This is a genomic window from Veillonella sp. AS16 (genome assembly GCF_000517785.1).
GTDB lineage: Bacteria > Bacillota > Negativicutes > Veillonellales > Veillonellaceae > Veillonella > Veillonella denticariosi.
Genome location: NZ_AZYX01000007.1, coordinates 661,953 through 681,122 on the forward strand (window position 1 = coordinate 661,953; position 19,170 = coordinate 681,122).

Consider the following 19,170-nt stretch of genomic DNA (forward strand, 5'->3'; position numbering starts at 1 on the left):
AGCATATATACATATTTAATATATAACTACCGGTTATATGAATATGTATATCTATAACTCATATAATGATATGTTTCAAGTACTGTATTATTTCATACGTTGACATAATTCAAGTAATACGCCACCTGTTGCTTTAGGATGAACGAAAGCAATGGAGGAACCACCTGCACCGTAACGAGGTTTTTCGTCAATCATACGAATACCTTTAGCCATCAAATCAGCAATAGCATTTTCAATATTATCTACGCGCAAAGCAACGTGTTGAATGCCGTCACGACCGCCATTCTTTTCGATAAATTTACCGATAGGGCCATCTGGAGTTGTAGTTTCCAAAAATTCGAGTTCTGCATCACCACAAGGGAAGAAAGATACTTTTACTTTTTGTTCTTCAACAACTTCATCTTCAGGAAGATGTTGAATACCCAATGCATTTTTATAAAATTCTTTTGTTGCTGCCAAATCATTAACACCAATACCGATGTGGTCCACTTGTAATACTTTAAAAGCCATTTTGATTATCTCCTTTTATAAGGCTAAATCTCTCATGCTATGTAGTCGCCGTCTACTTTAGCACATTTGACATAACGCCGTTAACAACTGTATATGGATCGCTAGTGCGTTCATTTACAGCCGCCACTTGGCTATTAAATTCATCGCTAGTGACTATTTTTTCCGCCACATAACGACCAATTTGCTCATTAATCATCGCGATGATTTCATCACGCGTACGTTCTGCCCGGCGAGCATCCAACTCACCAGAGTCTTCAAGATACTCAAAATGTTCATCTAAGGCTTCGATGAGTTCATCTACACCTTGATCTTTGCTGGCAACAGTACGCTTAATCGGAGGTCTCCATTTGACTTCGCGAGAATCGAGATCAAGCATCATCTCGATTTCAACATTCAAACGATCGCAACCGTCCCGATCCGCTTTGTTGATAGCAAATACATCGCCAATTTCAAGAATCCCTGCCTTAATTGCTTGAATATCATCACCAAGGCCAGGTACAAGAACAACTAATGTGGTATCCGCATTTTTTACGATATCCACTTCCGATTGTCCTACACCCACGGTTTCAATGATAACGAGATCCATACCAAAGGCATCCATCAGCTTGACAACGTCCGCAGTTTTTTTAGACAAACCGCCTAAACTACCGCGTGTCCCCATGCTTCGAATAAATACATTTTCATTTAACGTCAAATCATTCATTCGAATACGGTCCCCCAAGATAGCACCACCCGAGAATGGGCTAGTCGGGTCGATGGCAACGATGCCGATTTTTTTACCCTGATCCAAATAATGTTTAACAACTTTATCGGTCAAGGTACTTTTGCCGGCACCAGGGGCCCCTGTAATACCGAGAATACGAGCACGTCCTGTTTCAGGATAAATGGCCTTCATAATATCGATGGCATTATCATACTCATTCTCTACAGCAGTAATGGACCGTGCTAAGGCTAGTCGAGAACCCTCAAATAGTTCTTTAACTAAATCCATTCGCCTCACCACCTATCTTAAAATATGGGAATAGAGGGATTCAGCTGTACAGTTGATTCCCTCTCACCCATTAAATTAATTATTTCACGTGTTCTTTAATGAATTTAACGATATCGCCAGTTGGTGTACCAGGAGTGAATACAGCAGCTACACCGGTTTTTTTCAAGCCAGGGATATCAGCGTCAGGAATAACGCCGCCGCCGATAACCAATACATCACCCATACCTTTTTCTTTCAAAAGTTCAACAATTTTAGGGAACAATGTGTTATGAGCACCGGAAAGAAGAGATAATGCTACTACATTAACGTCTTCAGAAAGAGCTGCTTCAACGATTTGTTCTGGAGTTTGACGAAGACCTGTGTAGATTACTTCGAAACCAGCATCACGAAGAGCGCGTGCTACTACTTTTGCACCACGGTCATGACCATCAAGACCTGGTTTTGCTACAATTACTCTAATACGTTTTTCTGCCATGATTTATTACCTCCGAAATTAGCCGATATTATAATGTGGAATGAGCTTCGTATTCACCGAATACTTCGCGCAACACATTACAAATTTCACCCAAAGTAGCATATGTTTTTACTGCTTCAAGAATTAATGGCATCAAGTTAACGTTTTCGTCAGCTGCGCCTGCTTTAAGTGCTGCCAATGCTGCATCAACTGCTGCCTGATCACGTTTAGCACGAACTGCTTGAGTTTTCTTGGATTGGTTAACACCAACGGAAGCGTCTACGCGAAGAAGATCTTTTGGTGCTTCTTCTTCAACCTGGAATTTGTTTACGCCAACGATTGTGCGTAAGCCGGATTCAACTTCCATTTGCCATTTGTAAGCGGATTCTTGAATTTCTTTTTGGATGTAGCCTTTTTCGATTGCTACTACAGCGCCGCCCATTTCATCAATTTTCTTGATGTATGCCATAGCTTCGTCATAAATAGCGTTAGTCATAGCTTCAACATAGTAGGAGCCGCCCAATGGGTCAACTACGTCAGCCAAACCAGATTCGTAAGCCACGATTTGTTGAGTACGAAGAGCTACTTGTACAGATGCTTCTGTAGGAAGAGCCAAAGCTTCGTCACGGGAGTTTGTATGTAAGGATTGAGTACCGCCCATTACAGCAGCTGCAGTTTGAAGAGCAACACGAACGATGTTGTTATCAACTTGTTGTGCAGTCAACATGGAACCAGCTGTTTGAGTATGTACACGAAGCATCATGGATTTTGGTTTTTTAGCACCAAAACGTTCTTTCATGATTGTTGCCCACAAGCGACGAGATGCGCGGAATTTAGCAACTTCTTCAAGTACATTGTTATGAGCATTCCAGAAGAAGGAAAGACGACCAGCGAATGTATCAACATCAAGACCAGCTTTCAAAGCTGCTTCTACGTATGCGATACCATCAGCAATTGTAAATGCGATTTCTTGCGCTGCCGTGGAACCTGCTTCACGGATATGGTAACCGGAGATGGAAATAGTATTCCATTTAGGAACGTATTGAGAACAATATTCGAAGATATTAGTGATCAAACGCATGGATGGTTTTGGAGGGAAAATGTAAGTACCGCGAGCTGCGTATTCTTTCAAAATATCATTTTGAATTGTACCTTTCAATTCAGTGGAAGGTACACCTTGTTTTTCAGCTACTGCAATATACATTGCCAACAAAACAGATGCCGGAGCGTTAATTGTCATGGATGTGGATACTTTACCAAGGTCGATGCCATCGAACAAGATTTCCATATCTGCCAAGGAGTCAATAGCAACCCCTACTTTACCAACTTCGCCTTCAGCCATTACATCATCGGAGTCATAACCGATTTGTGTAGGCAAGTCAAATGCACAGGACAAGCCTGTTGCACCGGATTCGATAAGGTAACGGTAACGTTTGTTGGATTCTTCAGCAGTTGCAAAGCCTGCATACATACGCATTGTCCAGAAACGGCCACGGTACATAGTAGGTTGTACACCACGAGTATATGGATATTCGCCAGGCATACCCAAATCACGTTCATAGTCAAAGCCTTCAATATCAACCGGAGTATATACACGATTGTATTTCAAGTTTTGACGTTCTGGAGTTTTTACGCATTTTTCGTCACAAAGTTTGTTGTACTCAGCAATTTGGGCTTTTAAATTTTCGTAAGCCATGTTTTCATCATCCTCCTAATAAAACAGGTTATTTTTTCATGCTTCCAGTTTCTGTGAAGCGTTTATGCCAAGAAAGAGCTTCATCAAGCAACATAGGTGTATGGGCATTTTTTGTTGCTGCTAATGCTTTTTCTAGGTATTCAGTTAACATTGGTTTGTAGTCTGGGTGAGCACATTTTTCAATAATTAAACGAGCTCTTTCCACTGGGCTCAAACCACGGCAATCGGCAACACCTTGTTCTGTACAGAAAATCATAGTGTCATGTTCTGGGTGATCCACATGGGATACATATGGAACGATAGAACTGATGTCGCCATTTTTAGCAACGGAGTTAGTACAGAAAATAGTGAGATATGCACTACGTGCAAAGTCACCAGATCCGCCAACACCATTCATCATTTTGCTACCCATAATATGAGTAGAGTTTACATTGCCAAAAATATCAAATTCGATAGCGGTATTCATGGCAATGACACCAATACGACGAGCGATACCAGGGTTGTTGGAAATTTCTTGCGGACGAAGAATAATCTTTTTACGATATTCATCAATATTATTATAGAAACGTTTCAACCCATCCGGAGAAGGACTCAATGCAGTACCGGAACATACTGTTACCTTACCAGCATCGATTAAATCAAACATACCGTCTTGAATTACTTCTGTGTAAATGGATAAATCTTTGAACGGCCCTTGAGCCAAACCGCTGATTACCGCATTCGCTACAGAACCTACGCCGGATTGCAATGGAAGCAAGTTTTGAGGCAAACGGCCTTCCGCAATTTCTTGTTCAAAGAATTTGATAAGATGCTGACTCATCGCCTTCGCATCATCATCAATAGCAGCCAAAGGTCTAGTTGTATCAGGTACATCACTCGGAACCACGGCAATAATTTTGCTAGGGTCACAAGGGATTGCATCTGTACCGATACGATCACCGGCCTGTTCCAACGGAATTGGTTTGCGATGTGGTGGATCCAACGGTTCATAGATATCATGCATACCAACTAAAGATAATGGTTGAGATACATTCACTTCTACGATAACTTTTTTAGCTTGGCTGACAAATGTCGGGGAATTACCAACAGATGTAGTCGGTACTAAAGAACCGTCTTCGTTGATTTGACATACTTCAATAATCGCTACATCCAAATCCCCGAAGAATCCGTAACGAATATTTTGTGCCATTGTACTCAAATGCATGTCGACATATTTGACATCTCCACCATTTAAAGCCTTCCGCATATCTTTATTAGTTTGATATGGGAAGCGGCGATTAATACCATTAGCGCGTGTTAACGCACCATCAGCTTCATCACCTACAGAAGCACCTGTCCATAAATCGATTTTGAATGGTTCCTTTTCCATTCGTTCTGCCAAAGCCAATGGTACAACTTTTGCATAGCCCGATGGTGTAAAGCCGGAAATACCAACTTTGTCATTAGGGTTAATCAACTGAGCTGCATCATAAGCAGTGACAATTTTACCTTGCAGGTCCACATTTTTTACGCGGTCTTTGATGTCTATCACCATAACCATCTCCTTTAAGAGTAACATTGTTAAACGACAATTGAATCTCTTTGGTCTAATACGTTCCTTAAACCGACTTCATCGTAGTCCTATTACAGGTGTATTGTCAACTTATATGACTAAAATGTATTTTTTATCACACTTCCCCTATGCATTATGACTAAAAGTCATCAATTTTTACACTTTTATATAATATACATTCACACCGTTATAACTCACAGGAATTATCGATATACTCAGTATATAGTGATATTTTATGGGCAATCAGAAATTTCATATACAAGATATAGAAAAATCAAAATATAAAATAACACTGTACACTACGGATTCTTCAATACACCTCCCTCATATCATTACATAGAGATACAAAAAACCGATTTTCAAATGTAAAACTATAATGTGTAATTATGTCTAACATTAGAAAATCGGTTTGTGTTGAATAACATACAGACCCACTCAAGGTATGTATAAATTATACCATTTATAAAGTTGTATAGCTACCATCGGCACTTGTTATTTACGCATCTTTGGATGCGACGGCATTCTCATTTTGTATATATTCCACTTTCACAAAAGCCCCTATCCATCCCAAGAGCTGCCAAAATGTAATCGTCACCTGATGACTGTAAAGTTCAAAGTCCGATAGTCCACTAAATAGGACACCTATAGCGAGAGCACCCACACCGATCTGTGCAGCTTGACAGAATAAGTCGCCTTTCAATCGAATGGCGGTTACCACATGACCGATAATAACCGTGAGAAATGTTAATAATCCGGGGATACCCGTCTCGGCTAATATATTCAAATATAAATTATGTGCATGGTACATCAGCACATGAGGAGCCTGAATATAATAGTTATAATCCGGATAAACCAGGAAAAATGTATTCCACCCTATACCGAAAACGGGATGCTCCCGCACGATGTACATGGTACTGTCCCATAGAGCCCAACGTAAGTCAGCTGATGTATCATGGCCCTGAAAGATTGACCACAGACGAGATGCAACCTCACCTTCGTAGCAGTATAAAATAAGCGGTATAGCCAGCAAAGATAAAAACAGTCTGCGCTCTACAAAAACGGCCCAATACAGAATCATCGCCGCAAAACTGATCCAAATACCTCTTGAATAGGTCAATAACATCGTCAAAAACAAGATAATGCCGATAACCGACATGGATACAACCTCTCGAGTCCGTTGCCGCTTCATATACACCAGAATATAGCTGATACATACACTGAGCACCATCAACAGATAAGCACCGAGCAAATTAGGATTTTGCAAGGTCGAGGCCATGCGCCTCATCAGTTTTGGGAACTGTGTAGCATCCACCCAGTCTTTAATATGTATATTAGGAATAAATATATACTGATAGATACCGATCAGACAGACCAGAACGGCAGCACCCAAAAAGGCACGGAGGAAATAATTCCACTGTTTCGGGCTTTGAATATAGGTGCGGACCAGATAATACATGCCTCCACCGGCTACGATCTGATAAAGCCAGCTCGAAACAGCCCAACCCCAATGGTCAGATAATACTGCTGAAAGTCCTGTCCAAGCCACAAAAACCATGACGCTCCATGATAGAAATCCCGTAGGCAGGCTAAGCGATTTTTTCGAAATAAGATCGTACAGCGCAAAGCCGATAGCAATCCACAACAAGACATCCCCCACCATCGGCTGTAATGGCATAGATACTACGACAGCATAGATGAGGCGCTCTATATAAAATGATATTTTTTTATGATTAGGAAGAAGTGCTAGTTCCATAATCTCACCTTAATGACTCAACTCATGACTGAGCCATTGCCGAGCGTCCCCTAATATATACAGAGACCCGCATACGGCAATAATATCACCGGCTTGCGTGTGTTTATATGCCAAGGATAACGCCTCCGTTACGGAATCCGCCGTCTGAGCCGTTACCTTTGGTACAACTGTACGAATGCGTGTGACCAACGTTTCCGGCACCTCGGTACGTTCTGTCGGAGCCGGTACAACGATAACCGTATCACCCGATTTAACTACCTCCCGAATGATACCCTCTTCATCCTTATCCCGCAAAATAGCCATCACTAGCGTCTTCGGCTTGTCTTTAAACAGTTCCGCATATGTCAGATTAAAGGCTTCCGCACCGGCCGCATTATGAGCTCCGTCAAAAATAAAGGTGCGACCAAGTACAGGTCTCACTTCAAAGCGTCCAGGCCATGTTGCACGTGCGAATCCTTCACGCATCGTTTCCTCACTGATATGTGAATCGGTGCGCATCAACAGCCGCACCGTCATCAATGCGCAGGCAAGATTCACAGATTGATGAATTCCGGCCATCGTCGTAAATAACATAGCAGGCGCTTCGTGATCTGCACTGACGGTAATCATCTGACCGCCTGTCACCGCACTGCGACTATCGATACCGAAATCTTTATTGAAAGCATACAGCTTAGCATGTTTCTCTTTGGCTGTGTCTTCGATAACTCGAAGAGGCGCATCCTGTGCGGCTGTAACAACAGGCACTTGAGGCTTAATGATCCCCGCTTTGTGCCGTGCAATTTCTTCCACCGTATCTCCGCAATAGGCCTGATGATCGATCGACACATTTGTAATGACCGATATCTCCGGTGTAACGATATTCGTGGAGTCAAGTAAGCCTCCGAGACCGACCTCGACAACAGCATAATCTACACCTTGTTCCTTAAAGAATAGAAACGCGGCGGCAGTCAACATCTCAAATTGTGTAGGCGGTTCAACTCCATCACCTATGATACGATCCACAGCATCCTTTACACGACAAATCAACTCAGCAAAAGCATTCTCCGTAATATTCGCATCGTTGATTTGAATTCGTTCCGTATAGGATTGAAGGTGAGGCGATGTAAATCGCCCCACCCGTAATCCGCTTGTAAATAATGCATAGGAAATATATGTCGTTACCGAGCCCTTACCATTGGTTCCGGTAACATGAACAATTTTATAGTCCTCCTGCGGGTTTCCAAGAGCCTCCATGAGGGCTGTAATCCGATCCAGTCCCGGTTTAATACCAAATGAGGATGCCTGTTCCAAATAGGCTAAGGCCTCTTTATATGTCATATAAACCTCCTATAAGGTTTCAAGGAACGCTTCCCGTTCCAATAATGCCTGTTGTTTCTGTTTATACTCTTCCAACTTTTCTTTTTCTTTAGCTACAACGGCTTCTGGTGCCTTTGCAAGGAATCCTTTATTTGAAAGTTTACCTTCCAAGCGGGAGATTTCTTTTTCCATCTGAATTTTTTCCTTCGCAATGCGCTCTTTTTCCTTTTCACCGTCGATAAGATCTTTGAGCAAAAGATATACTTCCATACCGTTTACAACTGTTACGGTCGCGTTTTCCGGTTTTGCATCGTCAGCACCGAGAATTCTCACCTTTTCAGCCCAAGCCAATGTTACAAAATAATCTTTGTGATCGGCTACCACTTGAACTAAGGCTTCGTCTGTAGGCGCCACAATAACCTCAGCTTTTTTACCTAACGGTACATTCATTTCGGCGCGCATATTACGGATACCTTTGATGGCATCCATCATGACTTCCATTTGGCGAGCTGCACCTTCAAGATTTTCAAAATCCAACGCTTCCGGCCATTTTGTTATGACAATGCTTTCCCCTTCATGAGGCAAATGTTGCCAGATATGTTCCGTAACGAACGGCATGAATGGATGCAACAGTTCAAGCATATGACGCAAGATTGTTACAAGCAGGTATTGAACTGTACGGCGATCGCGTTCGTTGCTGTCACTGTACAAACGAGGTTTCGCCAATTCAATGTACCAGTCACAGTACGTATTCCAAATGAAGTCATATACCGAACTAGCTGCTTCGCCTAATTCAAATTTATCGAGGTTAGATGTTACACTTTGAACTGTTTCGTTGTATTTTTGAATAATCCATTGGTCAGCCAATGTCAAATCATCTGTCGTTGGGACGAAGCTTTCATCATAATTCGTAAGATTCATCAATACAAATTTTGAAGCATTCCATATCTTATTGGCAAAATTGCGATTCGCCTCAACGCGTTCCATATAGAAGCGCATATCATTACCCGGCGTATTACCCGTCACAAGGGTAAAGCGCAATGCATCAGCACCAAATTGATCAATCACTTCAAGAGGATTGATGCCGTTCCCCAAGGATTTACTCATCTTGCGGCCTTGACTGTCGCGAACAAGTCCGTGAATAAATACATGTTTAAACGGAATTTCATGTTCAAACTCAAGAGCCATAAAGATCATACGAGCAACCCAGAAGAAGATGATATCATAACCTGTCACAAGAACGCTCGTCGGATACCATTGTTTAAGCTCCGCCGTCTGTTCAGGCCATCCCATAGTCGCAAAAGGCCACAAACCGGAGCTGAACCATGTATCAAGCACATCAGGGTCTTGCGTTACAGTTCCATGACAATGAGGACATTCCGTGATATCCTCACGGCTGACGATGGTTTCACCACACGCATCACAGTACCACGCAGGAATACGATGTCCCCACCATAATTGACGGGAAATCGTCCAGTCCCGAATATTTTCAAGCCAGTTGACATACGTTTTAGTAAAGCGTTCAGGTACAAACTCCACTTCATGATCTTTAACAACCTTGAGAGCCGGTTCCGCCAACGGTTTCATATCTACAAACCATTGTTTAGATACCATCGGTTCGATGATCGTATGACAACGGGAGCAATGACCTACCGCATGATTATGGTCGTCGATTTTTTCAAGCAGACCCATTTCTTTTAGCTCTGCCACAACTTGTTTACGAGCCTCTTCGCGAGTCATACCGTTGAACTTGCCTGCCCCTTCATTCATCGTGGCATCATTATTCATGACAACAATGGAGTCCAAATTATGGCGTTGCCCCATTTCAAAGTCATTAGGGTCATGAGCAGGCGTAATTTTTACACAACCCGTACCGAAGCTGGAGTCTACATAGTCATCGGCGATAACAGGAATCTCACGGTTTACAAACGGCAATACCAATGTTTTGCCGATGAGGTCTTTATAGCGCTCATCATCAGGATTTACCGCTACGGCCACGTCGCCGAACATCGTTTCGGGACGCGTGGTGGCAACGATAACAAAACGATTATCTTCACCTTTCACAGGGTACTTAATATACCACAAATGACCGTTTTCATCCTCATGTTCCACCTCTACATCCGATAGAGCCGTTGTACAGCGAGGGCACCAGTTTATAATGCGTTCACCGCGATAAATCAAACCTTTTTCATATAAGCTTACAAATACTTCACGCACGGCATGATAATAGCCTTCATCCAAGGTAAATCGTTCGCGAGACCAGTCACAGGATGCACCGAGACTGCGAATCTGTTTTACGATTGTATCGCCGTACTCTTTTTTCCATTCCCATACGCGTTCTACAAATTTTTCACGGCCCAAATCATAGCGGGTTTTCCCCTCTTCTTTTGCGAGCATTTCCTCTACTTTGATTTGCGTTGCAATACCGGCATGATCTGTCCCCGGCATCCACAATACGTTATAACCTTGCATTCTTTTAAAGCGGATGAGAATATCCTGTAATGTATTATCCAGCGCATGCCCCATATGCAGCATACCCGTTACATTAGGAGGCGGTAAAACGATACTGAACGGCTCTTTACCTGAATCTACTTCTTCGTGAAAGTATCCCCTATTTTCCCAAAAGGAATACCATTTCCCTTCTATTTCACCGGGATTATATGTAGTTAAATTTTCGTAGGTCTTCATCGTTCCTCCCAAATAAACTCCTTAGCGCTTCATAATCTTAGCCAATACAAACAGGCTCGTTTCATACAGCAATATCATAGGCAATGCAATCATCGTTTGCGAGAACATATCCGGTGTAGGTGAAATAACGGCGCCTATGATAAAGGATATAAGAATAAATATTTTTCGCTTACTCTTTAAGAAGCGTGATGTAATTAAATTAAAATAACCTAATATAATCAAAATCAACGGCAACTCAAAAATAAATCCGAAAGGTAATACAAAAGATAAAACAAAATCCAGATACTGCCCGATGGAAAACATCGGTTGTAATTCGTCTGTAGCAAAGCCCATAAAGAACTTCACCGCCGCCGGCAATACGAGGAAATAAGAAAACACGATACCTATCGCGAACAGACCGATCGCAACGGGTAAGATCCAGTTAGATAGCTGCTTCTCTCGCGCAGTCAGTGCAGGCTTAACAAATAGCCATATCTGATGCAGTATGACAGGCGCCGCAATAACAAGTCCCCCCACGACGGATACTTTCATATACGTAAAGAAAGCCTCTGTAGGGCGCATATAATACAGCTTGCCTGCCGGCTTTAACAGTATTTCCAATAATAAATCCACATAATAATAAGAAATACATGTGCCTATAATGATGGCCACAGCCATAATGATAAGTCGTTTACGCAGTTCGGACAAATGTCCAACCAGGGATATTTCCCGTGCTTCATCCATCATCTTCTGTTCGATGGCCGTATACACCGGTTCCGCCTCATCATTCTCAGGTATTTGCTGATTTGCCACCTTATATCGCTCTTGTTCCGCCTTTAGCTTCGCTTCACGGCGCTTTTGACGGACTACACTATCAAAGGAAGGTTTCTGTATAGGATATTCGAAATCCGGTTTTGGTTCGAACGGTTCCATATCATACCTTTCTATCGGCTAACTTCTCAACGGCCATAACGAGAAATTCCTTTCCCGGAAAATCCCGTACAGCTTCAAGCGCAGCCAATGCATCCTTACAATATTTTTCAGCTACCGCCAATGTATTGTCTATACCACCTTCGGCGATAACATAATCGATAATTTGCTGCTCATTGCCACCATTATTAAGAGCCTTAATATCGGCTAACAATTTATCTTTATTCGTATCATTGACAATGCTCAATAACGGATAGGTCAATAAACCTTCGCGCAAATCATTGCCTACAGGTTTTCCTGTCGTATCGGACGTTTCCCGATAATCCATAATATCATCGGTGATCTGAAACGCCATCCCCAATGCGTGTCCATATTTTTTGAGCTCAACGATTTCCGTATCGCGCCAGCCGCCCAATAAGCCGCCTAATTCCATGCAACCTTCCATAAAATCCGCCGTCTTCTTCTGCGTTTTTGTCATATACCGCTCAATCCCCTGATCGATACGATATACGTCCTCCATCTGCATGAATTCACCTTCTACAAGACATGTGATAATATGAGAAAAAACTTGCAGATACTTCATCGACGGCATTTCCGAAACAATGCGAAAAGCCTTTGCAAACAGATAATCACCGCTAAGAATAGCTACTTTATTCCCCTTATGCATATGAATCGTTTCTTCACCGCGACGAATTTTGGCCTGGTCCAATACATCATCATGGATAAGTGTCGCCAGATGAAGCATTTCGACGGCTTCAGCGATTTTTATACGTTCAGACTCAATCGATTGTCCCGCATTAGCTATGAGCAGGCATAATTGAGCACGTAACCGCTTACCACCTGCGGCGGATAAAGGTCTGATCAGTACGTTGAAATCCTCCGAACCGGTATTAAAAGATGCAGCAAGAGACTCTTCAACCCCCTCTAAATCTAGAGCCATGCGTTCCATAATCTCTATTTCATTGGTCTGACTCATGCTTCCTCTCCTAATAAAACCTTATTAATCCGCTGTTGCAACAACTCACGCCCCGTATGTTTTAAAGAGCTGTATAAAATAGGCGGGGTCCCCGTCGGATACAAGTCCTTGATAATGGCAAGATTCACTGACTTTTCCTTTGCTGTCAGCTTATCCGCTTTAGTTACTATAATCTGCAACGGTACGCCTGCCTCTATAAGCCAATCGTAAGCCACCTTGTCGATGGGCATCTCAGGATGGCGCCCATCGATAAGCAGGCATAATAACATTAATCGTTCGGAATTTAGAATATAATCCGCAATAAACGAGGACCACAAATTTCGATTTCCTTTATTGGTCTTTGCAAAGCCATAGCCCGGTAAATCCACAAGGAACCAATTGTATCTGCGTTCTTCCGTATCGGAAAGGACTTCTTTTGATTCAATATCAAAATAATTAATTGTTTTTGTCTTTCCCGGTTGTCCACTGACAAGTGCCAGTCCCCGATGATTACATAACGAATTTATCAATGAAGATTTTCCCACATTGGAGCGGCCTAAAAACGCGATCTCTACCGTATCACCTTCGGGATATTGATCAGCCTTTACACAGGATGTATTATATTTTGCTGCTATAATACGGGGCCCGCTAACTTCTTTTCGTGTATATTGCGGTTTCGGTCCCATATGTTTAGTGGATTTTTTCTTTTTTTGCATTATACAAGTGCCTTTGCTAATACTTCATCCATTGTCTTTACTGTTGTAATGGTAAGTCCGTCTTTAACAATATCAGGTAATTCCGCTATATCCTTTTCATTGCCTTTCGGAATCAAGACTTCTTTCACCCCGTAGGACAATGCAGCCAATAGCTTTTCTTTCAATCCGCCGATAGGCAATACGCGCCCACGCAATGTAATCTCACCGGTCATGGCAATATCGGCACGTACCTTTCTACCCGTTAAAATCGATACCATCGCGAGTGTCATAGTAATCCCTGCGGAAGGGCCGTCCTTAGGGGTTGCCCCTTCCGGTAAATGCACATGAATATCGAGTTTCTTGTAAAAGTCCTCATTGATTTTCAAGGCTTTTGCATTATGGCGAATATAACTCATCGCCGCTTGACCGGATTCCTGCATTACTTTCCCGAGACTACCCGTAAGCGCGAGTTTACCGGTACCGTCCATCGTCGTCGCCTCGCACGGCAATACAACACCGCCAACAGAGGTCCATGCCAAACCGTTCACATAGCCGACTTGCGGCTTCTTTTCCCGCTCCTGATCGATAAAAATCGGAGCGCCCAGAAATTCATGAAGATTCTTTGTGGTCACTTTCGGTGCGTCACCACCTTCTTCGACGACTTTAAATGCAATTTTACGACAAATCTTCGCGATTGTTTTTTCTAAAGTACGGACACCCGCTTCGCGAGTATATTCGGAAATCACCTTTCTCAATACTGCATCAGATAATTTCACCTTGTAATTTTCAAGACCGTTTTTCCTGATCTGTTTAGGCGCTAAATAGCGCTTTGCGATTTCCAGCTTTTCTTCTTCCATATAACTGGATAGTTCGATAATTTCCATACGGTCCAATAATGGTCCAGGAATATTGGATGCTACATTAGCCGTAGTAATCCAGAACACCTCCGAGAAATCGAACGGTACTTCGATGAAATGATCACTAAATGTGCTGTTTTGTTCAGGATCCAATACCTCCAACAATGCAGAGGACGGATCGCCCTTATAATCAGAAGCGAGTTTGTCGATTTCATCTAAAAGGAAAACGGGATTCTTCGTCCCCACATTCTTAATACCTTGAATCATTCGACCCGGCAACGCACCGATATACGTGCGACGATGACCGCGAATTTCAGCCTCATCCCGCACACCACCCAGGGAAGCGCGGATAAACTTACGGTTCATCGCCTTTGCAATCGATGTGGCCAATGATGTTTTACCGACCCCTGGAGGGCCAACCAGGCAGAGAATTGAACCGCTATTTTTACCGGTCAGCTTACGTACCGCAAGGAATTCTAGGATGCGTTTCTTAACCTTTTCAAGCCCGTAGTGATCTGCTTCAAGGATTGATTCAGCTTCTTTAATATCGAGTCGATCTTCACTCAACTCGTTCCACGGCAAGGACAAAACCCAATCCAAATAGTTCCGTAAAATCGTCGCTTCCGGCATCAACTGAGGCATACGGCTATAGCGAGAAATTTCTTTATCGATGCGCGTATGCACATCCTCGCTGAGGTTCAAGGCCTTCAATTGAGCACGTAGCTCTTCCGCCTCTTCCTCCGGATCACCTTTATCACCTAATTCATCGTGAATGATTCGGATTTTTTCGCGCAAGAAATATTCTTTCTGTGCTTTTTCCATGGATTGCCGTACTTGATTATTAATTGAATTCTCCAAATCGGAGATTTGTAATTCCATATTCAAGATACCCACAATCATATTAAGACGTCTTGCAACAGATAGCTCTTCAAGTAATTCCTGGCGCTTCAAGTTATTAATAGGCAAGAGGAATGCAACTTGATCCGCCAATTCACATGGATCACGAAGTTCCATTACACGGGTTACCCCTTCATCGGTAATGGTTTTAGCTTCTTCTACCCACTCGTTAAACTTAGCTTGCACTAAACGACGATAGGCCTCTAATTCCACATCATCTTCAAACTCAGACGCCACTCGTTCATAATCCCCTACATAATAAGGGTCCATGCTGGTAATATTCATAAGGCGAATACGAGTGATGCCCTCTACAAGAACACGTACTATACCACCTGGTAAGCGCAACATTTGTTTAATTTTCACCAATGTGCCCATTTGGGCTAAATCATGAACTGTCGGTGCATCTACAGCATCATCTTTTTGAGTTACGACGGCTAAAATGCGATCCTCATTCATTGCGGCTTCCACCGCCTTAATGGATTTGTCTCGACCGATATCGAGGTGAATCACGATATTCGGGTATACGACCATGCCTCTGAGAGGTACGGTAGGGATCCCAATTTCGAGTAAATTCATAGGTCCTCCAGGTATTTATATTATGAAAAGAAACTCATTCCTACACAGAAATGAGTTTCTTCGAATTACGATTTCAACTGGATGTCTTGGTCTGCCTCATTTTTGAGTATAGGTTCACCTGTGCTCAATACGGATTCACGATTAACAATGCACTTTGTTACCTCCGGCATCGAAGGAACTTCATACATAACGCGTTTCATCACCTTTTCAATGATAGCACGCAAACCACGAGCACCTGTTTTTCGCTGCAAAGCTTCATCAGCGATTTCTTCTAATGCATCTTCAGTGAAAGTTAATTCCACCCCATCAAGGGAAAGAATTTTTTCATATTGTTTTGTTAATGCATTCTTAGGCTTTGTCAGAATTTGAATCAATGCATCCCGATCCAGCTGGTCCAACGTCACCATCACAGGTAAGCGACCGATGAATTCAGGAATCAGACCAAATTTCAATAAATCTTCAGGTACAACATCTTTTAAGATAGCTGACACATTACGTTCTTCTGTACGTTGCACATCAGCACCAAACCCAAGAGTTTTCTTCGCGGTACGTTTGGTAATAACCTTATCCATACCGTCAAAAGCACCGCCACAAATAAACAGGATATTTGTCGTATCGATTTGCAACATCTCCTGATTAGGATGCTTCCGTCCGCCTTGCGGAGGGACTGATGCAACAGTTCCTTCCAGAATTTTTAGCAATGCCTGTTGAACACCTTCGCCTGACACGTCACGTGTAATAGAAGGATTTTCAGACTTACGAGCAATTTTATCAATTTCATCTATATAGATAATGCCTCGTTCGGCACGAGAGATATCATAATCTGCAGCTTGAATCAATTTAAGAAGAATGTTTTCCACATCTTCCCCTACATAGCCAGCTTCAGTCAGACTGGTCGCATCGGCAATAGCAAATGGAACTTGCAACATTTTTGCCAATGTTTGAGCCAAAAGCGTCTTACCGCTACCGGTAGGGCCAATGAATAATACATTCGCCTTCTGTAATTCAACATCGTCGACTACATTATCTGTCTGTAATCGTTTATAGTGATTATATACAGCCACAGCTAAAGAGATTTTCGCATCATCCTGACCGATAACATATTCGTCAAGATGAGCTTTTATTTCTCTTGGCGTCGGCAATTCTTGCAATTCGAAATCCGATTCGAGGTCACCCAGTTCATCAGCAATGATTCGTTCACAAACCTCAACGCATTCATCACAAATATATACATTCGGACCCGCCACTAATTTGCGGACTTCTTCACTAGTACGTCCACAAAAACTGCAGCGCATACTTTCCTTATCTTTTGCCAATGGACGCCTCCACTACTTGCTTTCTACAGGTTCTCTTGTGAGTACCTCATCAATTAAGCCGTATTCAACGGCATCTTGAGCACTCATAAAATTGTCTCGATCCGTATCACGAGATACAACGTCAATATCTTGTCCACTGCGAGACGCTAAGATACCGTTCAGTTCTTCACGCATACGAAGAATTTCACGAGCATGAATTTCAATTTCAGATGCCTGCCCCTGTACGCCACCTAACGGTTGGTGAATCATAACGCGTGCATGAGGTAGTGCATACCGTTTACCCTTTGTACCGGCCGTCAATAAAACGGCACCCATACTGGCGGCAGAGCCTACACAAATAGTAGATACATCCGGTTTGATGTATTGCATCGTATCATAAATAGCCATACCGGCGGTTACAACACCGCCAGGGCTATTGATATACAAATGAATATCCTTGTCTGGATCTTCCGCTTCAAGAAAGAGCATTTGTGCAATAACCGCATTTGCTACATTATCATCGATAGGGCCACCGAGAAAAATAATGCGGTCTTTCAACAAGCGAGAATAAATATCATAGGAGCGCTCTCCGCGTTCTCCTTGTTCAACTACGATTGGTACATACATATATTCACCTATTCGTATATCCAGTTGATCAGGCTGTTATTTAGCTGCTTCAGCACCCTTTGCATTATCAATAATGAATCGAGCTGCTTTTTTACGTGCTACGGAGCCTGCCAACATAGCTACACGGCCTTCTTTTGCAATAATATCCCAAACTTCTTTAGGGTCTGCCCCGAAGTTTTGGGCCATAACGAAGATTTCACGATTCATATCATCTGGAGTTACTTCCATATTTTCCGCAGTAGCGATTGCGTCCAATACCAGATCGGCACGTACGTTTTCAGCTGCGGAATCTTTGTATTCGGCGCGTAAATCTTCAATGGTTTTATTAGAGAATTTTAAATAATCATCAAGTTTCAAGCCACGACCTTCCATGTTCATAGCCAATTCTTGAATCATTTGTTCCACGCGATCAGTAATCATTACTTCCGGAATGTCTACAGTCGCATTTTTTACAGCTGTTTGAATCAAATCAGCATTATAAGTATCAATTGCACGACGGGATGCTTCTTCTTCCATTTTCGTGCGAAGATCTTTTTTCAATTCATCCAACGTTTCGTAAGAGCTTGCCCCTTTAGCGAATTCATCGTTTAATTCAGGCAATTCCTTACGTTTGATGTCATGAATATGAGTTTTGAATTCCGCTTCTTTACCGGCAAGTTCTGCCACGAAGTAGTCTTCAGGGAATGTTACTTTTACGGTTACATCATCACCGGCTTTTGCACCGATCAATTGATCTTCAAAGCCAGGAATGAAGCTGCCGGAACCGATTTGTAACGGATAGGATTTACCTTCTCCGCCGTCAAACGGTTTACCGTCAACGGTACCTGCGAAGTCGATCACTGCAAAGTCGTCCTTCTGAATTTTTGCGCCTTTTTCAGCAACGACCATAGTCGCCTGTTGTTCACGGATATTGTTCAATTGTTCTTCAATTTGTTCGTCAGTTACTGTAGCATCCTGTTTTTCAGCTTCCAAGCCTTTATAGTCGCCAAGTTTAACCTCAGGGCGTTTTGTTACAGTCGCCTTAAAAATCAAATCTTTACCTTCTTCGAACTGTTCACGTTCGATTTCAGGTTCGGATACAGGGATAATATCATTTTCACGAAGTGCTGCACTATAATTTTGATTAGCCAATACTTCGAATGCTTCTTCTAAGATAGCGTCTTTCCCGAAATTCATTTCCAAGATGCGACGTGGTGCATGACCCTTACGGAAACCTGGGATATTTACTTGACCTGCAATGCGTTTTACAGCTTGTTTAATGCCTTTATCTACTTCTGCTGCAGGTACTTCAATAGTTAACGTTACCACGTGTTGATCAACAGGATTTACAGTTGCTTTCATTTAAAATATGTCCTCCTTGAAGGGCGAAACGCCCAAATTTCTGTAGTATATTATGCACTCCTAATAATAACATAAATG

15 protein-coding genes are annotated in these 19,170 nt (G+C 42.5%); all 15 read right to left on the bottom strand.

Going from position 1 to position 19,170, the window contains the following annotated elements:
* Positions 1 to 87: 87 nt before the first annotated feature.
* Positions 88 to 510 carry a methylmalonyl-CoA epimerase gene (gene mce, locus HMPREF1521_RS03255; protein WP_005377395.1) on the bottom strand — a complete coding sequence of 141 codons (423 nt, stop codon included), beginning with the start codon at positions 508 to 510 and terminating at the stop codon, positions 88 to 90.
* A 52-nt stretch (positions 511 to 562) separates the two neighbouring features.
* Positions 563 to 1,501 carry a methylmalonyl Co-A mutase-associated GTPase MeaB gene (gene meaB, locus HMPREF1521_RS03260; protein ID WP_038115729.1) on the bottom strand — a complete coding sequence of 313 codons (939 nt, stop codon included), beginning with the start codon at positions 1,499 to 1,501 and terminating at the stop codon, positions 563 to 565.
* Between the two features lie 79 nt (positions 1,502 to 1,580).
* Positions 1,581 to 1,976, bottom strand: coding sequence for a cobalamin B12-binding domain-containing protein (locus HMPREF1521_RS03265; protein WP_038115731.1), 396 nt, complete (start codon positions 1,974 to 1,976; stop codon positions 1,581 to 1,583).
* A gap of 28 nt (positions 1,977 to 2,004) precedes the next feature.
* A complete protein-coding gene (locus HMPREF1521_RS03270; RefSeq protein ID WP_038115732.1) occupies positions 2,005 to 3,651 on the bottom strand; it encodes a methylmalonyl-CoA mutase in 1,647 nt (548 codons plus the stop codon).
* A 28-nt stretch (positions 3,652 to 3,679) separates the two neighbouring features.
* Positions 3,680 to 5,185, bottom strand: coding sequence for an acetyl-CoA hydrolase/transferase family protein (locus HMPREF1521_RS03275; protein WP_038115734.1), 1,506 nt, complete (start codon positions 5,183 to 5,185; stop codon positions 3,680 to 3,682).
* Positions 5,186 to 5,699: 514 nt separating this feature from the next.
* Positions 5,700 to 6,956 carry an O-antigen ligase gene (locus HMPREF1521_RS03280; RefSeq protein ID WP_038115736.1) on the bottom strand — a complete coding sequence of 419 codons (1,257 nt, stop codon included), beginning with the start codon at positions 6,954 to 6,956 and terminating at the stop codon, positions 5,700 to 5,702.
* A gap of 9 nt (positions 6,957 to 6,965) precedes the next feature.
* Entirely contained in the window at positions 6,966 to 8,273 is a 1,308-nt protein-coding gene (locus HMPREF1521_RS03285; protein WP_038115737.1) for a folylpolyglutamate synthase/dihydrofolate synthase family protein, read from the bottom strand.
* A 9-nt stretch (positions 8,274 to 8,282) separates the two neighbouring features.
* A complete protein-coding gene (locus tag HMPREF1521_RS03290; protein WP_038115739.1) occupies positions 8,283 to 10,940 on the bottom strand; it encodes a valine--tRNA ligase in 2,658 nt (885 codons plus the stop codon).
* Positions 10,941 to 10,961: 21 nt separating this feature from the next.
* Positions 10,962 to 11,852 (bottom strand): twin-arginine translocase subunit TatC, encoded by an 891-nt coding sequence (tatC, locus tag HMPREF1521_RS03295; protein WP_038115741.1) that lies wholly within the window; start codon positions 11,850 to 11,852, stop codon positions 10,962 to 10,964.
* A 1-nt stretch (position 11,853) separates the two neighbouring features.
* Positions 11,854 to 12,825, bottom strand: coding sequence for a polyprenyl synthetase family protein (locus HMPREF1521_RS03300; RefSeq protein ID WP_038115743.1), 972 nt, complete (start codon positions 12,823 to 12,825; stop codon positions 11,854 to 11,856).
* Positions 12,822 to 13,520: a ribosome biogenesis GTP-binding protein YihA/YsxC gene (gene yihA, locus HMPREF1521_RS03305; protein ID WP_084214614.1), complete on the bottom strand. Its 699-nt coding sequence runs from the start codon at positions 13,518 to 13,520 to the stop codon at positions 12,822 to 12,824. The genes HMPREF1521_RS03300 and yihA overlap by 4 nt, the downstream gene beginning before the upstream one ends.
* Positions 13,520 to 15,829 carry an endopeptidase La gene (gene lon, locus HMPREF1521_RS03310; RefSeq protein ID WP_038115745.1) on the bottom strand — a complete coding sequence of 770 codons (2,310 nt, stop codon included), beginning with the start codon at positions 15,827 to 15,829 and terminating at the stop codon, positions 13,520 to 13,522. The genes yihA and lon overlap by 1 nt, the downstream gene beginning before the upstream one ends.
* A 65-nt stretch (positions 15,830 to 15,894) precedes the next feature.
* Positions 15,895 to 17,145 (bottom strand): ATP-dependent protease ATP-binding subunit ClpX, encoded by a 1,251-nt coding sequence (gene clpX, locus HMPREF1521_RS03315; protein WP_084214615.1) that lies wholly within the window; start codon positions 17,143 to 17,145, stop codon positions 15,895 to 15,897.
* Positions 17,146 to 17,157: 12 nt separating this feature from the next.
* Positions 17,158 to 17,751, bottom strand: a complete 594-nt coding sequence (gene clpP, locus HMPREF1521_RS03320) for an ATP-dependent Clp endopeptidase proteolytic subunit ClpP (RefSeq protein WP_038115747.1) — start codon at positions 17,749 to 17,751, stop codon at positions 17,158 to 17,160.
* Positions 17,752 to 17,787: 36 nt separating this feature from the next.
* Positions 17,788 to 19,092 carry a trigger factor gene (gene tig / locus HMPREF1521_RS03325; protein ID WP_038115750.1) on the bottom strand — a complete coding sequence of 435 codons (1,305 nt, stop codon included), beginning with the start codon at positions 19,090 to 19,092 and terminating at the stop codon, positions 17,788 to 17,790.
* Positions 19,093 to 19,170: the final 78 nt, after the last annotated feature.

Bases quoted from the DNA above. Each gene is read 5' to 3' on its own strand.
- yihA (WP_084214614.1), bottom strand. From the start codon at position 13,520: ATGCAAAAAAAGAAAAAATCCACTAAACATATGGGACCGAAACCGCAA.
- tig (WP_038115750.1), bottom strand. From the start codon at position 19,092: ATGAAAGCAACTGTAAATCCTGTTGATCAACACGTGGTAACGTTAACT.
- HMPREF1521_RS03275 (WP_038115734.1), bottom strand. From the start codon at position 5,185: ATGGTGATAGACATCAAAGACCGCGTAAAAAATGTGGACCTGCAAGGT.
- tatC (WP_038115741.1), bottom strand. From the start codon at position 11,852: ATGGAACCGTTCGAACCAAAACCGGATTTCGAATATCCTATACAGAAA.
- HMPREF1521_RS03285 (WP_038115737.1), bottom strand. From the start codon at position 8,273: ATGACATATAAAGAGGCCTTAGCCTATTTGGAACAGGCATCCTCATTT.
- HMPREF1521_RS03300 (WP_038115743.1), bottom strand. From the start codon at position 12,825: ATGAGTCAGACCAATGAAATAGAGATTATGGAACGCATGGCTCTAGAT.
- HMPREF1521_RS03280 (WP_038115736.1), bottom strand. From the start codon at position 6,956: ATGGAACTAGCACTTCTTCCTAATCATAAAAAAATATCATTTTATATA.
- lon (WP_038115745.1), bottom strand. From the start codon at position 15,829: ATGAATTTACTCGAAATTGGGATCCCTACCGTACCTCTCAGAGGCATG.
- mce (WP_005377395.1), bottom strand. From the start codon at position 510: ATGGCTTTTAAAGTATTACAAGTGGACCACATCGGTATTGGTGTTAAT.
- clpP (WP_038115747.1), bottom strand. From the start codon at position 17,751: ATGTATGTACCAATCGTAGTTGAACAAGGAGAACGCGGAGAGCGCTCC.
- HMPREF1521_RS03290 (WP_038115739.1), bottom strand. From the start codon at position 10,940: ATGAAGACCTACGAAAATTTAACTACATATAATCCCGGTGAAATAGAA.
- meaB (WP_038115729.1), bottom strand. From the start codon at position 1,501: ATGGATTTAGTTAAAGAACTATTTGAGGGTTCTCGACTAGCCTTAGCA.
- HMPREF1521_RS03265 (WP_038115731.1), bottom strand. From the start codon at position 1,976: ATGGCAGAAAAACGTATTAGAGTAATTGTAGCAAAACCAGGTCTTGAT.
- HMPREF1521_RS03270 (WP_038115732.1), bottom strand. From the start codon at position 3,651: ATGGCTTACGAAAATTTAAAAGCCCAAATTGCTGAGTACAACAAACTT.